This window comes from Pseudomonas sp. NFACC24-1, from assembly GCF_900115235.1.
Classification (GTDB): domain Bacteria; phylum Pseudomonadota; class Gammaproteobacteria; order Pseudomonadales; family Pseudomonadaceae; genus Aquipseudomonas; species Aquipseudomonas fluorescens_AA.
On the sequence record NZ_FOVS01000008.1, the window covers coordinates 188,463 to 203,883 of the forward strand.

Annotated in this window: 9 protein-coding genes; 4 read left to right on the forward strand and 5 right to left on the reverse strand. The window is 61.6% G+C overall.

Translation table 11 applies throughout. The annotated features are described in order from the left end of the window. The first annotated feature begins 1 nt into the window (after position 1). On the forward strand, positions 2-1,351 hold the full coding sequence (locus tag BM317_RS10460) for a TolC family outer membrane protein (RefSeq protein ID WP_092474245.1): 1,350 nt from the start codon (positions 2-4) through the stop codon (positions 1,349-1,351). A gap of 225 nt (positions 1,352-1,576) precedes the next feature. On the opposite strand, the gene BM317_RS10465 is transcribed toward BM317_RS10460, so the two are convergent. After that, positions 1,577-7,189 (reverse strand): putative Ig domain-containing protein, encoded by a 5,613-nt coding sequence (locus tag BM317_RS10465; RefSeq protein ID WP_092474247.1) that lies wholly within the window; start codon positions 7,187-7,189, stop codon positions 1,577-1,579. A 406-nt stretch (positions 7,190-7,595) separates the two neighbouring features. Between BM317_RS10465 and BM317_RS10470 the strand changes: the two genes are divergently transcribed. The 3 genes from BM317_RS10470 to hemN all read left to right on the forward strand — a co-directional run bounded on the left by BM317_RS10470 (position 7,596) and on the right by hemN (position 10,893). Continuing rightward, positions 7,596-8,039 (forward strand): CopD family copper resistance protein, encoded by a 444-nt coding sequence (locus tag BM317_RS10470; RefSeq protein WP_092165611.1) that lies wholly within the window; start codon positions 7,596-7,598, stop codon positions 8,037-8,039. A 95-nt stretch (positions 8,040-8,134) separates the two neighbouring features. Further along, a complete protein-coding gene (locus BM317_RS10475; protein ID WP_092474249.1) occupies positions 8,135-9,508 on the forward strand; it encodes an oxygen-independent coproporphyrinogen III oxidase in 1,374 nt (457 codons plus the stop codon). Continuing rightward, positions 9,505-10,893, forward strand: coding sequence for an oxygen-independent coproporphyrinogen III oxidase (gene hemN, locus BM317_RS10480; protein ID WP_092474251.1), 1,389 nt, complete (start codon positions 9,505-9,507; stop codon positions 10,891-10,893). Before BM317_RS10475 ends, hemN begins: the two co-directional genes overlap by 4 nt. A gap of 165 nt (positions 10,894-11,058) precedes the next feature. Here the strand turns inward: hemN and BM317_RS10485 are convergent, their stop codons facing one another. The 4 genes from BM317_RS10485 to BM317_RS10500 all read right to left on the reverse strand — a co-directional run bounded on the left by BM317_RS10485 (position 11,059) and on the right by BM317_RS10500 (position 15,366). Further along, positions 11,059-11,265, reverse strand: coding sequence for a hypothetical protein (locus tag BM317_RS10485; RefSeq protein ID WP_092165617.1), 207 nt, complete (start codon positions 11,263-11,265; stop codon positions 11,059-11,061). 6 nt (positions 11,266-11,271) lie between these two features. Beyond that, positions 11,272-12,696, reverse strand: coding sequence for an AdeC/AdeK/OprM family multidrug efflux complex outer membrane factor (adeC, locus tag BM317_RS10490; RefSeq protein ID WP_092474253.1), 1,425 nt, complete (start codon positions 12,694-12,696; stop codon positions 11,272-11,274). An 83-nt stretch (positions 12,697-12,779) separates the two neighbouring features. After that, the gene (locus tag BM317_RS10495) at positions 12,780-13,604 is read right to left on the reverse strand and encodes a helix-turn-helix transcriptional regulator (RefSeq protein WP_092165619.1); all 825 of its coding nucleotides are present in this window, start codon (positions 13,602-13,604) and stop codon (positions 12,780-12,782) included. Between the two features lie 601 nt (positions 13,605-14,205). Then, on the reverse strand, positions 14,206-15,366 hold the full coding sequence (locus BM317_RS10500; RefSeq protein ID WP_092474255.1) for an FAD-dependent monooxygenase: 1,161 nt from the start codon (positions 15,364-15,366) through the stop codon (positions 14,206-14,208). Between the last annotated feature and the right edge of the window lie 55 nt (positions 15,367-15,421).

Consider the following 15,421-nt stretch of genomic DNA (forward strand, 5'->3'; position numbering starts at 1 on the left):
CATGGTCGACCGTTGCCGCTACCGTTGCCGTGTGTTGCTGGGCCTGTATACCGGTTGGGCGGTGATCAATCCACTGTGGGCCGCCGAGGGTGGCCTGAGCCTCACCGCCGCCTACGACGCTTCGCGCCTCAACGATCCGACCGTGCAATCGGCGGCTCACGCTTTTGAAGCTTCGCGGCATGAAGAGGACATCGGTCGTGGTGGCCTCTACCCGCAAGTGTCGCTGACCTCGCGCTACGGCTACGGCGGACGTACCGACGGCGGTGACGACAGCACTTACGTCAACAGCAACGATTACCAGGCGAACAACGTCACCCTGGCGGCGCAGCAGCCGCTCTACGACAAGGCCCGCTGGGCGGCGTACCAGGAAGGCAAGGCACGAGGGCAACTGGGTACCCAGGTGTTCGACGTGGCCGGTCAGACCTTGTATGACCGGGTGGCAAAGGGGTATTTCGACGTCGCCCGGGCCGAGAACGAGATCAAGCTGATCCAGCAGCAAAAGGCGGCCATCCAAGGCTTGGTCATCCAGAGCAAAAAACTGTACGAGGGCGGCCAGGGCGCGATCACCGATATCGATGAGGCTCAGGCGCGGCTCGACCTGGTGCAAGCCCAGGAGGCTGAAGCCCAGGCGCGCCGCGTGGCCGCCTTGCGGGCTTTGTCCGGGCGGGCCAGCGTGCCCATCGATGACATCCTGCCGATGCGCGAAGAACTGGCCGCCGGTAGCCCGATCCCGCCGGAGCAGGACTTGCCGTACTGGACGGCGATTGCCCGCCAGGCCAGTCCCGAGCTGGCCGCCCGGCTGGCGGCAGTGAAAGTCGCCGAAGCCCAGGCCGACAGTCAGCGCGCCGGGCATTATCCGACCCTGTCGTTGACCACTCAATTGACCCGCCGGGAAACCCGTCAATACCAGGAACTCGACCCGCGCCAGGACACCTATTACGTGGGCGTGCAACTGGACATTCCGCTGTATCGCGGCGGGGCGGTACGGGCCTCGGTGGCCAAGGCCGAAGCACAACTGGCCGGGGCCCAGTCCGATTACGACGTACAGCGCCAACAACTGGCTGAAGACATCGAGGCGGATTACCTGGGCGTCGTCGCCGGGTTCACCAAGAGCAAGGCGATGCAGCGGGCGGTAGAGTCCAACCAGCGAGCACTGGCTTCGACGGAAAAAGGCTTCCAGGGTGGCGTGCGTTCCACGGTGGATATTCTTGATGCGCAACAGCGGCTGTTCCAGGCCCGCCGGGACCTGCTCAATACCAAGCTCGACATGCTGCAAAGCTATGTGAGCCTGCACACCCACACCGGCCAGATGAACCGCGCGGTGCTGGAGCAGGTGCAAAGCCTGTTCTAGACAATCCAGGGTTCAAGTTCGCCACAAAAACTGTCCAGGCGCTGTGCTTGCCTTCAATCTTTCAGGCACAGCACGACCCCTGTGGGACCCGAGCTTGCTCGCGATAGCGGTGGGTCAGTCAGCATCCATGCTGGATGTGCTGCCGTCATCGCGAGCAAGCTCGCTCCCACAGTTTGATCTCCCACAGTCTAATCTGGGGGCCAATCCCCCTTGTGGGTGCTTGCTTCAGGCGGTGAAGTCGCTGGCGTGCAGCTCCTTGACGCCCACCAGTTCGAATTCGAACTCGGGGGTGGCGTCGGCGTTGGTACTGCCGGAGAGGATGCCATCGACGAAGCGCAACTGGCCGGTGGCGTTGGTGGCGTCGAAGGCATTGCTGCCGATGAACGTGAAGGCATCAACCGTGGCGGTCAGCGGGTTGGCGTCCAGGCCGGTGAGGTCCAACTTGTCGAACTCCGCGCTCTTGAAGCCGCTGATCACATCGCGCAAAGCCCCGACGCCCATGTCCGACAGCGCGCCAAACGCGTAGGTGTCCGCGCCCGTGCCACCGGTGAGGTTGTCGGTGCCCGCGCCGCCGATCAACCGGTCATCGCCCGAACCGCCCACCAGCGTATCGTTGCCGGCTCCTCCGTCGAGGACGTTCCCTGCACTGTTTCCCGACAGGGTGTCGGCATAGGCGCTTCCCGTCAGGTTCTCGATGAATTTCAAGGTATCGAGCCCGGAACCCACCGTGTTTTGTTGCGCAGACGTCGAGAGGTTCACCGTAACACCGGACAGGGCTCGTTCGAACGATACCGTATCGTTGCCATCGCGCCCGTCCAGGATGTTGTTGCCGGCGCCGGCGAACAGCGTGTTGTCCAGCGCGTTGCCCGTGCCGTTGGCGGCGCCAGTGCTGTCGATGTACAGGTTTTCGACATTGTTGCCCAAGGTATAGGCCGCCAGACTGCTGTGCACGCTGTCGATCCCGCCCGTCATCGCATTGCCGTTGGTCTCGATCACGCTGTCGTCGGCATTGTCGACAAAGTAACTGTCGTTGCCGTCGCCACCGCTCATGCTGTCGGCCCCGGCGGCGCCATCGAGCACGTTATGGGCGGCGTTGCCGGTGATGAAGTTACGCCGCTCGTTACCGGTGCCGTCGATCTCCGATATGCCGGTGAGTACCAGGTTTTCGAGGTTGGCGCCCAGGGTCCAACTGACCGAAGCCTGCACGGTGTCGATCTGCGAGGCCGAGGTGTTGGTTTCCACCACACTGTCGAACGCGTTGTCGACCACGTAGATGTCGTTACCATCGCCGCCGGTCATGGTGTCGGCGCCCAGGTCGCCATCGATCGTGTCGTTGCCCGAGCTGCCCACCAGGGTGTCATCCTGGTCGGTGCCGGAGATCATCCCGCCCTGGTTCTGGGCATTGTCGAAAATGTCCTGCACGCTGTTGTTGTCGTTGGGGTTGCCCTGGAAGCCCAGGTCATCGGCGATGTAATCCGCCAGGCGCTGGCCGACGATCTCCGCCGATTCTTCGTGCAGGTGCCAGACGTCATCGGGGTATACCAGCGGATCGACTTCATAGCGCAAGGGCAGGTCGGTGTAGTCCACCGCCAGCTTGACGTCGGCACGTTCGGCGGCCATGGCCTCCTGGGCGGCGCGGACATAACCGACGCCTTCGACGATGGAGGCAATCTTCTCTTCCGAGTAACCCCGGGCTCGGGCCGCATCCTGCTCGTAGTGACCGGTCTCCATCAGGTACACACTGAAATTGCCAAACTGGGCGTGCAGGTAATCGAAGACTTTCAGGGTCGCGGCTTTGTACGCCGCTGCCGCCGCGGCCTTGTCCGTGGCGCGGGCGATTTCCTGGGCGGCTTCCTCGCCCTGGCCCCAGATGATGCCCATGGTGACGTTGTCGATCGACTGCAGCTCGGTGCGCTGGTCACGCAGCAGCGTCACTGCCCGCAACAGTGCCGGCCCGGGTTGGTTGGTGTCTGTCAGCCACCAGCACAACTGGAGTTCCTCGGGGCTGAGAGTGGACAGGCCGTTGACCGTGCTGCCGCCGACCGCGATGTCGATACCGTTGCCATCGGCATCGGTGAACTGGCTGCGCACGTCGTAGGTGGTGTAGCGGTTCAGGTCATTGACCAGCATCGAAGTGCCGGATTGGTCGTCGTCCTCGGTCATGCGCAGCAGGCGCGCATTGGATTGGCCGAGGGTGGGCAGGTAGAGAATGTCCTGCTGGGCACGCTCGCCGAAGACGAAGTCGTTGGCGGTGAGGGTATTGAGGTAGTTGCCGTTGAGGGCGATCTCGAAGCGATTGCCATCGGCGTCAGCTTCGGCGGACTTGACGTAGGTCTTGTCGCCGGCCGCGTTCAGGGTCATGTACAACGTGCCGTTGCTGCCATCGCCGAGGCCGAGAAAGCCCAGCCCCGAAACGTCGATTTTGTCGACGCCAACGGTGAAGTCATAAATCGTGTCGGTGGCCGTGACACCACCGGTGTCGTAGTCGCGGTAGCTGTCGGACAGGTTGCTGTAGCGAAACGTGTCGGCGCCATCGCCACCGTACAACGAGTCCCGTCCGGCACCGCCGTCGACGATGTCCGCGCCGGTGCCGGCCTTGATCGTATCGTTGCCGCCGAGGCCGAGGATCAGGTCCGCGCCTGTCGTGCCGTTGAGGGTTTCGCCATTGTTGGTGCCGGTAATGGTGTTGGCGGGCGCATCGGCCACCACGAGGCTGAAGTTGTCGCTGACCGAGGCACCCGAGGGATCGGTGGCCTTGACCAGTATGTCGTAGTTGCCCGCGGCGGTGCTGGTTGGCGTGCCGCTGAAGGTCAGGCTGGTGGCATTGAAACTCAGCCAGGTGGGCAGGGCGGTGCCGTTGGCGAGGGTCGCGGTATAGGTCAGCACATCCTGGTTGGCGTCGGTGAAGCTGTTGCTCGCCACGGTGTATTTGAATGGCGTGGTTTCACTGGCGTTCTGGTCCAGGAGTGGGGTGGCCACGACCGGGGCCACGTTGGTGGGGTTGGTCTGGTCGGCGAAGACGAAGTGACTGGCCGTCAGGCTGCTGACGAAGTTGCCCGCCATCGAGACCTCGAACCGGTTGCCATTGGCGTCGACCGTGAGGTCCTTGAGGTAGGTGCGGTTGGTCGACGAACTGTAAGTGACCTGCAGAGTGCCGTTGAGCCCGTTGCCCAGGCCGGTATAGCCGAGGGCCGACACGTCGATCTTGTCGGCGGCCACATCGAAGTCGAGGATCTGGTCACTGGCGCTGGTGGAACTGGTGCGGTAGCTATCGAGTTTCGAGGTGTAGCGGAACACATCGGCGCCAGTGCCACCGGTGAGTTTGTCGACCCCGGTGCCACCGACCAGGATGTCGTTGCCGGCGCCGCCATTGAGGGTGTCGTTGCCCGCGCCACCGAACAGTTGCTCATTGGCCGCGGTGCCGGTCAGGGTGTCGTTGTTCGGCGTGCCATTGATCACAATGGCTGTAGGGACGTCCTGCACGGCGAGGGTAAAACTGTCACTGACGGTGGCGTTGCTGCCATCGGTGGCCGTGACCTGGATCGAGTAGGTGCCCGACGCGGTGTCGGGAGGCGTGCCGTTGAAGGTGCGAGTGGCGGCATCGAAGGTCAGCCAACTGGGCAGGGGGTCGCCGTTGGCGAGCTTGGCGGTGTAGCTCAGGCTGTCGTTATCCGGATCGGTGAAGCTGGTGGCCGGCACCACGTAGCTGAACGGGGTGTTTTCGGTGGCGTTCTGATCCACCAGCGGCGTAGCCAGCACGGGCGCCTGGTTGGTCGGCGACGTGGTGGCGAAGACGAAGTTGGCGCTGGTCAGGGTATTGAGGTAATTACCGTCCAGTGCCACTTCGAAGCGGTTGCCATTGGCGTCGGCTTCCAGGGATTTGATGTAGGTCTTGGTGCCGGCGCTGTTGAGCACCAGGTACACGGTGTTGTTCTTGCCATCCCCCAGGCCGGTGAACCCCATGGCCGAGAGGTCGATCTTGTCGGCGCTGACGTTGAAGTCGGTGATCAGGTCGCCCAGGTTGGCGCCGCCGGTGTTGTAGTTGCGGTAGCTGTCCAGGCGATTGGCGAACACAAAGGTATCCGCCCCTGCGCCACCGGTGAGGGTGTCCATGCCGGCACCGCCGTCGAGCTTGTCGTCGCCAGCGCCGCCACTGAGGCTGTCATTGCCCGCCAGGCCGAGCAAGGTGTCGGCCGCATCGCTGCCCAACAGCGAGTCGCTGCCGCTGGTGCCGGTGATCACCCGGTTGAAGATGAAGTTGCTGGCGGTCAGGGTACTGGCCAGGTTGCCCGAGAGGATCAGCTCGAAACGATTGCCGCTGGCATCGGCGTCGAAGTCCTTGATGTAGGTGCGGTCGCTGCTGGCGTTGTAGCTGACTTGCAAGGTGCCGCCACGGCCGTTGCCCAGGCCGGTGAAACCGAGGCCGGCGAGGTCGATCTTGTCCTGGGTGACGTCGAAGTCGGTGATGGTGTCATCGAAGCTGGTGGTCGCGTTGCGGTAACTGTCCGACTGAGCGACGAACCGGAACGTATCGGCGCCAGTGCCGCCGGTGAGTTTGTCGACGCCTGCGCCACCGACGAGGATGTCGCCGCCGGCCGCGCCATTGATGGTGTCGTTGCCCGCGCCGCCATAGAAAATCTCGCTCGCGGCACTGCCGAGCAGGGTGTCGTTGCCCGCAGTGCCTTGTACGGTGGTCATCGGTACCGTGGCGCTGACGTAGCTGCCGTCGCCATAGACCAGCGTGGCGCCCTTGCTGGTGTGGCTGATGGTGTTGGCAATGATGGCGTTGCGGTCGGTGCCGTCTTCATTGCGCTCTGCAACACCGTAGGTCGACAGGTCGCTGCCGCTGATGATGTTGCCCTGGATGAGGTTATCGCTGCCGTTGAAGTACTTGCCGGACACGCCCAGGGTGTCGTCGTAGGACTGGATGATGATTTCCGGTACGGCACTGCCCAGGGAGTTGTTGTTGAGGGTGTTATCGATGACGTCGACGTGGTTGCTGCCGTAGATGCGGATCCCGGCACTGGTGTTGTCATGGATGTCGACGCCCGTGACGGTCACTTCGCTGGAGAGCTTGACCAGCACCCCCTCGGCACCGTTGCCATACACCTCGCCGCCGGTGATGGTGATGTTGCTGGGCGAGGGAATGTCCTCGCTGCCGCGCTGCACCACGATGCCATTGCCGCCGTTGTCGTAGGCGACGTTATTGGTCAGGGTGAAATCGTGGGTGCTGGTGACGACGTTGAAGCCGTGGCGGTCGTTGTTGTAGGCGATGTTGTTTTCGAAGGTGCTGTCGCTGAGGAAGTCGGCGACGAAACCGTCCAGGCCGTTGCCGTGGGACACGCTGTTCTTGATGACCATGTTGACGGTTTGCTCGTGGGGGTCGAAGCCGTACCCGGAGCAATCCTTGATCTCGACGCTGTCGAGGGTGACGTTGGAGTCGTAGCCTTCTTCGCCGGGAATGTAGCCGTTGAACCAGCCGTCGACCTTGCCGGTGGTGCTGTCGCGGTTGCCGTCGATGGTGAGGTTGCTCACGCCGAAATCGTGGGTTTCCTCGCCATAGGCCGAGCGAATGATGCCGGTGATCTTGGTGTCGGAACCATCGGCCAGCTTGACCGTGGTGTCGCCCATGCCGTCGCCGTACAGGTAGACGTTGCTCTTGAGCATCAGGCAGCCGTCGGAAGGTTCCTCACCCCCCGAAACGATGTAGGTGCCAGTGGGCATGTACACCTGCCCACCGCCGGCCGCGGCCGCCGCATCGATCGCACTCTGGATGGCTGCTGTGTCGTCTGTGATGCCATCTCCTTTGGCGCCAAAATTTTGTACGTTGAAAATCATGAGCTTATCTCCGTATCAGGCTTAAACCTAGGTAGACGTCAACATTCCATCGACGACCTTCGTGTTATGACCCAACGGAGCGCAAAAGTTGTGACCGCATATCGGGGAAAGTGTCAAAAAGCCGGACTAACTGATCAGCGGTTGTGTGGGATGTGCGCAAGAGCAACGTTCTGTTGACGCTTTCAAGGCCGAACGATGTCTCCTTGTGGGAGCGGGCTTGCTCGCGAAGGCGGCGAATCAGCCGCTACTGCGATGACTGACACTCCGATTTCGCGAGCAAGCCCGCTCCCACAGGTTCCATGGCGACTGATAGGGTTTTCCTTGATTGGCATCAACCCCACTTCCAGTCCCACGGGATAACCTCGAATAAACCAGCGCCCTGCTGAAAGGGGTGACCGAGGCCCCCATGAGTTATCCGCTGTTCCTGACCTTGCACCTGTTTGCCGCGCTGGTGTTCATCGGCACGGTGTTCTTCGAGGTCCTGTTCCTGGAGAGCATCCGCAAGCAACTGCCCGCCAAGGTCATGGTGTTGCTGGAGCAGGGCATCAGCCGGCGCGCCCGGCAGTTGATGCCTTGGGTACTGCTGGTGCTCTTCGGCGCGGGCGGCGGCATGGTCTGGCTGCGCTATTGGCCGGCATTGTCCTCGCCGTTGCAGTCGTCCTTCGGCGTGCTGCTGGGGCTGAAGATCCTGTTGGCGGGCAGCGTGCTGGGGCATTTCCTCTGGGCCATGTGGCTGTTCAAGCGCGCACGCATGAACGCCCGCTACGTGCACATCATCCATGTCAGCGTGTTCCTGCACATGGTGGCGATCGTGCTGCTGGCCAAGGGCATGTTCTACATCACCTGGTAAGCGCTGGCGGCGGGGCGCAAGGCGCTTGATACAGGTCAAGGTGGCCCGGCGGGTTAGCGCGCAAACTGCCCTGGCACAGCCACTCGGAGATTGTCATGTTCGACCCGTTCCATACTCTTGGCGAGCGACCCTCGGGACGTGCCTCGGGGGTGGCTGATTTCGATTGCCCGGTCGGTACGCGTAGATTCCATACCGGCATCGGGTCCCTCGACCTGCTTCGAGGGTTGCGCACCAGCCGCCAGAAACGACGGCCCCTATCCCTGGCGGTGCACTTGCCGTCGCGTTTGCGGCTGGCGTCGTGTTCGCCCCTTGCCAGCGACTGCCGATGCGGCGAGATCGAGGGCTATCTGCAGCGCCTTTTGTATGAAATGGGTTTGGTCGGTTGCCACCTGGGGGCAGGGCGGCGCGTCGAGCAGTTTTGCCTGACCGGTGGCACACCGGTGATCGCTCATTTGCAGAAGCTGATGAACGATCTGCGCAAGCGCTTTGACTTCAGCGAGTACGACGGTGCCGATCACAGCATCGAAGTGGACCTGCATCACACCGACTGGTCGACCATGGGCCTGATCCGTGACCAGGGTTTCACCCATGTCAGCATCGGCGTGCCCGACATTGGCGTCGACAGCGAGCTGCCGGTCGATTGCTACCAGAACCCGGCGTCGATCCATTCGCTGATCGATGCGGCGCGCACGTTTGGTTTTCGCTCCATCAACATTGACTTGGGCTACGGCCAGGCCTGGCAGACGCCCAACAGTTTCGCCCTGAAACTGGCGACGCTGATCGAACTGGAACCGGACCGGCTGCACGTTTTCGACTATGCCCGCGCGCCTTATCGTTATCGCTCGAAGAACGCCGGGGTGGTTGGCGCCGTTTGCAGCACGGCCGACAAGGACGCCATGCGGAGCATCTGTTGCGAACAGTTGATCGGTGCCGGTTATCACTATATCGGCCTGGGCCAGTTCGTCAGGGCCGACGATGACCTGGCGGTAGCCCAGGAGCACGGACGCCTGCATCGCAATTGCCAGGGTTTTACCCGTCACGCTTACTGTGACCACGTGGGCTTCGGTTTGTCGGCCATTACTCAGATCGAGCACCTGTACGTACAGAACACCGATGACCTGCTTCGCTATTGCCAGCAACTGGATGCCGGGCAATTGCCGGTGTGTCGTGGCTGGCGTTGTGAAGCGCAGGACCAGGTCAGCGCGAGCGTGACCGAGCAGCTTTCCTGTGACCTGGAGCTGGACATACCGGCTATCGAAGCGCGTTTCGGCCTGGTGTTTCGCGAGCACTTCGCGTCCGCCTGGCCGTTGCTGGAAGCGTTGCATGACCAGGGATTGATCGAACTGACGAGCCGGTTTATTGGCATCTTGCCCGCCGGGCGCTTGAACGTGGATGCGATCTGCAACCTGTTCGACCCGGCACCGGATGAGACAAGCCCACACGCTTTTGAAAAGTTGAACCCCTCATGAAGATTGCCTCCGGTTTCAATCGTGCCTTGGTGGAGAAATACGACCGCCCGGGCCCGCGCTACACCTCCTATCCGACGGCCCCGCAGTTCCACCAGGCCTTTGCCATGGACGAATACCGCCAGGCGGCCCAGCGCAGTCACGCGGCTGCGCAGCCCAAGTCGTTGTCGGTGTACATCCATATCCCGTTCTGCCAGAGCCTTTGCTATTACTGCGCGTGCCACAAGATCATCACCCGCAAGACCCATCGCGCCGCCGAATACCTGACCTACCTCAAGCGCGAAATAGCCCTGCAAGCGGCCTTGTTCGACCGCTCGCGCAAACTGACCCAGTTGCATTTGGGCGGGGGCACGCCGACTTACCTGACCCATGGACAATTGGCCGACCTGATGGACTGCCTGCACCAGTCGTTCGACATGGATGACAGCGACGCCCATGAGTTTTCCATCGAGGTCGATCCGCGGACCATCGATGCGCAACAGATCCAAGGCCTGCGCCAACTGGGATTCAATCGCCTGAGCTTTGGCGTCCAGGACTTCGATGCCCAGGTGCAGATTGCCGTCAACCGGGTGCAAAGCGAGGCCCAGGTCGTCGAGCTGGTGGAGGCCGCGCGCCGGGCGCGCTTCAAATCCGTCAGCGTCGACCTGATCTATGGCCTGCCGTTGCAGACCATCGCCAGTTTCGATATCACCTTGAGCAAGATCATCGCCCTGCGGCCAGACCGGATCGCGGCCTACAGCTACGCGCACCTGCCGCAACGGGTTCGGGCGCAACGGATGATTCGCCCCGAAGACATGCCGCCGCCCGAGCGCAAGCTGCAATTGCTGGAACTGACCATCAATCGCCTGACCGAAGCCGGCTACGTCTACATCGGCATGGACCATTTCGCTTTGCCAGATGACGAACTGGTGCGCGCCCGCGCCCTGGGCACCTTGCAGCGCAATTTCCAAGGCTATTCCACCCACGCCGATTGCGACCTGATTGGCCTGGGGGTGTCGTCGATCGGCAAGGTGGGTGACAGCTACAACCAGAACGTCAAGGAGCTTTCCCAGTATTACGCCCGGCTGGATCAAGGCCTGCTTCCGGTGCAGCGCGGTTATCGGCTAAGCGACGATGACCGCCTGCGGCGTGAGGTCATCAGCGAACTGATGTGCCATGGGCGCATCGACTTCGACCGGATAGACAACGCCCACGGCATTCGATTTGGTGAATACTTCGCCGATGCCCTGGAACGACTCCGGGAGCTGGTGCGCGACGGGTTGCTGGACATTCGCGACGATGAGCTGGTGCTGTTGCCCCAGGGCCAATTGATGATGCGCAACGTGGCCATGGCGTTCGACGCATACCTGGAGGCAGGCCAGACAGTCCAGTATTCGCGTACGGTCTGATGACGGCCCGTCTTGTGGCGAGGGGATTTATCCCCGCTGGGCTGCGCAGCAGCCCAAAAAAGCTGAATGCAATCAAGCTGACGCACCTCAGCGGCAGATCTCAGGGCTGCTGCGCAGCCCAACGGGATAAATCCCCTCGCCACAAGGGCCGGCTGATTGGCGTTGCTATGATCTTTCAGGGCCCGGGTTTCCGGAGGCCGGAATCAGGTCGCGGATCGCATAGAAGCCTTGCACCAGGCGATTCTTGGCCCGGTACTCACACAGGAGTAGCAAGGTATCCGGCATCTGGGAGATGGAAGAGGCATGTTTGACCACCATCGTCTTGCCTCCCGAGCGTAAGCGCACCAGTGCCCCGGGTTCGAATGTGCCCATTTGCAGTCACCTCACAGTCACGTTGCTTGTGCGTTCTACCCAACCCCCACCCAGTGCCTTGTACAGATTGACTTCGGCGAGCAGTTGCGACAGCCGGTCGACGATCAGGGTTTGCTGGGCGTTGAACAACGAGCGTTGGGCATCGAGGAACGTCAGGCTGCTATCCACGCCGATGCGATAACGCCGCTCCGCCAGGCGGTAGTAATCCTGGTTGGCTTGCACCAGATCGCGCTGGGCGAGTAACTGGTCTTTATAGGTCTTGCGTGCCGCCAGGCCATCGGACACTTCCTGGAAGGCGGTCTGGATGGCTTTCTCATATTGCGACACGCGGATGTCTTTCTGGATTTTCGAGTAGTTCAGGCTCGCCCGAAGGCTGCCAGCATTGAAAATCGGCAGGTTGATCTGCGGTTGAAACGTCCAACTGCCCGATCCGCCCTTGAACAGCCCGGACAGTTCCGTACTGGAACTGCCCGCGTTGGCGGTCAGGCTGATGCTGGGGAAAAAGGCGGCACGGGCCGCGCCGATGTTGGCGTTGGCCGATTGCAGCAGGTACTCGGCCTCCAGGATGTCCGGGCGGCGTTGCAGCAAGTCCGAGGGCAGTCCCGCCGGTACTTCTCTGAGCAGGTCCGATGCCAATGGACGGCCGGGCAGGTCGTCGGCGACCGACGTGCCCACCAGCAACGTGAGGTTGTTGAGGTCCTGGGCGACCTGGCGCTGGAACTTCGCCAGGCTGGCCCTGGCGCTTTCCACCGAGGTTCGCGATTGGCTCAGGTTCAAGGCCGAGGCGGTGCCGACCTGGTTACTGCGTTCGGTCAGGCGCAGGCTTTGCTCATAGGACTGGAGCGTGTCCTGGGTCAGCGCCAGCAGTTCCTGGTCGGCACGCCAGGTCAGGTAGGCACTGGCCACGCTGGCCACCAGGCTCAATTGGCTGCTGCGGCGGGCCTCTTCGCTGGACAGATAGATCAGCGACGCCTGGTCGCTGAGGCTGCGTATGCGCCCGAACAGGTCCAGTTCATAAGCGCTGATCCCCAGGGTTGCCGAATACGAACTGCTGATGGCGGCGTTACCGGTTCCGGTGAGGCTGGCCGGCAGGCGCTGGCGCGAACCGGTGCCGTTGGCGCTGATCGCCGGGAAGAGGTCCGCCCGCTGGATCCGATACTGCGCCTGGTAAGCCTCGACGTTCAGCGCCGCTACCCGCAAGTCGCGGTTGTTGGCCAGGGCGCTTTCGATCAGTTGCGCCAGCACCGGATCCTGGAACAGGTCACGCCAACCCTGTTCGGCCGCCAGGGGCCCCGACAAGGCCGGGGCATAGGCCGAGGTTTGCGGATACTGCCCGGCGACCGGTGCGTCGGGCCGTTGGTAGTCCGGGATCAGCGAACAACCGCCCAGCATGAATGCCGCGGCCGCCAAGGGGCTCAAGAGTTTATGCATCGACCTGTTATCTCATTGTGGTGCCTGCCCAGACCCCGCAGGCCCAGGCAGGCGGGTTCTGGCGGGCCGTGCGCGGCGAGCCGTCATGATCCGATCATCCACTTCGCCAGCCCATGCCGCCCACTCACGCCCAGCTTGGCGGCGGCACGCTTGAGGTAGGTTTCGATGGAGCTGTTCTTGACCTGCAGCTTTTCCGCAATCTCCGGCACGGTGCCCCCGGCCAGCAGGCCCAGGCAGACTTCTTTTTCCCGCACGGAAAGGGTGACGTCGCAGGGGCTCAATCGATCATTGAAATCCCGTTGCAACTGGGTCTGTTCGGCGGCATCGAGTGGATGGCCCGTAGCGCTGCCAGAGGCTTTGAAAGATTGGCGATTGAGGTGCGCATGACGCTCGGCCAGGGGCAGCAGTGTTTCGGAAAGGTATTTCAGAAAGGACAGTTCCTGAAGGGAAAAGTCGCGCTGTACCTGAGGGCGTTGCAATGAGATCACACAGCGGCGGTTGGCCTTGCGTGAAATCAGAATGCACTGGTGGGAAGTGCCGAGGCAGTCATTGCCTCTTTCATCTTTCATTCGTGCGTTCAGGTGGATCAGCAGGGCGTCATCGACCTCCAGCACTCTTTTCACCAAAGGGTGATCGTTGCGCTGTATCGCCGTGGTGGGACAGGGGGATTGCATGTGCACGTTTTTTTCCGCACCCGCATACCCCAACAGCTGTACATCGATGACGTTCGACTGGGTGTCGTCGGCTGTCCATTCACTCAATTCGAGTCGACTGACAGGCACCGTTGTTTCGATCATCTGGTGCACGTTGGTCAAGAAACTCTCGTGTCCGACACTTGAAATCAGCTTTCCTAGCTCTACGTAGAGGTGCGATTTTTCTGCACCCTCAATACACGCATGTCGATTCATAGTCCTTATTCCTGCTTACTCGAAAAAACTCCGCATCCGTGATGTCGACGGAAGAAAATCCGACCGCTTCCAAAATGCTTGAGCCTCTTCTGGAGTTGATACTTGGAGCCAATATCGTCTTGTGAACCTATTGACTTAAACGGTTTAGCCGGTAGGGCTATTAGGCGTTTCCATGTGGGAAAAGTCTGTAAGGGAAAACAGGGACATTCCGGGTCAGTCAGTGGGGTGTGGGTTCTTGGATACCTCCGGGCAAAAAACACGTTGGGTCACAGGTTTTTTCCTTTACGATGATCGCCGCAGGGGACGGCTTTCAGCGCGAGTTAATGAAAATATTCAGCTAAATCAAGTGGTTGTATTCTAGGTTCGATTCTCGAGAGGTTGCTTTTTTCATGATTGTCAACGTGGGAATTGTCTTGCAGTAGTGTCCCAATTCCGGAATCCCAGTATGGTGAAGAATTCTCGTTTATCGATTTTCCTCCCGGTGCATGTCGTTTTTTGTCTATATGGGAGTCGCTTTTTGTCATTGACGCTTTAGTGTCATCGGTAATCGGTCGGGTTTCACGCCGTCCCGCCCAGTTCGCTCAGTGACCGTTTCGCCAGGTCATGCGCAGGGCTTGAACGAGAGGAGGTCGATGTTCTTTTTCCGCAAGCTGCTCTGTGGCGCCAGGCGCATATACCATTCTCGAAGCCAGCAGGCGAGGCTCGACTCGGTTTGCTCGATACCGCTCATGAAGCGCGCGGCATTGACGATCCCGTTGGCCCGCGGGTGACGATGGGCCTGGTAGTGCAGCAGCGCGGTGCGCAGGTCTGGCGTTTGCGTCAGTCGATCGGCCAGTACCACGGCATCCTCGATCGCTTGTGCGGCACCTTGGCCCAGGCTGGGCAGCATGGGATGAGCCGCATCGCCCAAGAGCACCACGTGTCCATCGCAGAATTGCTCGACGGGATGGCGGTCCCGGGCATGCATTTTGAGTATGGCGCTCTCAGGGGTGGCCTCGATGGCAGCCACGACTTCCGGCGCCCAGCCGGCGTAGGCCGCGAGCACTTCCTGCTTGCTGATGTTCAAGGCGGCATCCGCCGCATTGTCGTGATTGCAGGTGCCCCACCAATACGCCTGGCCGTCCCCGACATCGCAGAGTCCGAAGCGCTTGCCACGTCCCCAGTAATGCGCCACGTAGCCTTCGGTCATGACCGGATGGCTGAAGGGCGCCACCGCCAGCCAGGCGACATAACCCGATGGGCGGGTTGGGGTTTCGCCGAGCATCTGTTGGCGAATCACCGAGTTCAGGCCATCGGCGCCAATCAACAGATCGGCTTCCTGAAGGCTGCCGTCCTCGAATCGCACCACCACACCATCGGGGCGAGGGTCATACCCCGTGCAGCGCAACCCGGTCCTCAAGGTGTCGGGTGCGAGTTGCTGCGCCAATGCGCGTAGCAATAGCGGGCGCTGGATATTCACACTGGGATGACCCAACTGTTCGCCGATCTCGTGGATCGGCATGCGGGTGATGGCATCGCCCTGGTGCTTCTTGAAGAAGAAGTCGCGGATCACCTGGCCGGCCTGTTCCACCGGAACATGGGCGTCAATCGAGTGCAACGCCGCCATGGCATTGGCCATGACGGACAAGCCGGTGCCACCGGTGCGCAGTGTCTGGGCCGCTTCGAAGACCTTGACCTGCCAGCCCGCGCGCTGCAGCGCGATGGCGGCGGTCAGCCCGCCGATCCCGGCGCCGGCGACAATGGCTTTTTTGGATGCTGTCATGCTGTTTCACCTGTATCGGGCCCGGAACGACCGGGCGATGGAGTCAAGCGGGGCC

What these genes read in the sequence shown, in the direction of transcription:
- BM317_RS10460 (WP_092474245.1), top strand. Translation starts at nt 2, where the DNA reads ATGGTCGACCGTTGCCGCTACCGTTGCCGTGTGTTGCTGGGCCTGTAT.
- BM317_RS10465 (WP_092474247.1), bottom strand. Translation starts at nt 7,189, where the DNA reads ATGATTTTCAACGTACAAAATTTTGGCGCCAAAGGAGATGGCATCACA.
- BM317_RS10470 (WP_092165611.1), top strand. Translation starts at nt 7,596, where the DNA reads ATGAGTTATCCGCTGTTCCTGACCTTGCACCTGTTTGCCGCGCTGGTG.
- BM317_RS10475 (WP_092474249.1), top strand. Translation starts at nt 8,135, where the DNA reads ATGTTCGACCCGTTCCATACTCTTGGCGAGCGACCCTCGGGACGTGCC.
- hemN (WP_092474251.1), top strand. Translation starts at nt 9,505, where the DNA reads ATGAAGATTGCCTCCGGTTTCAATCGTGCCTTGGTGGAGAAATACGAC.
- BM317_RS10485 (WP_092165617.1), bottom strand. Translation starts at nt 11,265, where the DNA reads ATGGGCACATTCGAACCCGGGGCACTGGTGCGCTTACGCTCGGGAGGC.
- adeC (WP_092474253.1), bottom strand. Translation starts at nt 12,696, where the DNA reads ATGCATAAACTCTTGAGCCCCTTGGCGGCCGCGGCATTCATGCTGGGC.
- BM317_RS10495 (WP_092165619.1), bottom strand. Translation starts at nt 13,604, where the DNA reads ATGAATCGACATGCGTGTATTGAGGGTGCAGAAAAATCGCACCTCTAC.
- BM317_RS10500 (WP_092474255.1), bottom strand. Translation starts at nt 15,366, where the DNA reads ATGACAGCATCCAAAAAAGCCATTGTCGCCGGCGCCGGGATCGGCGGG.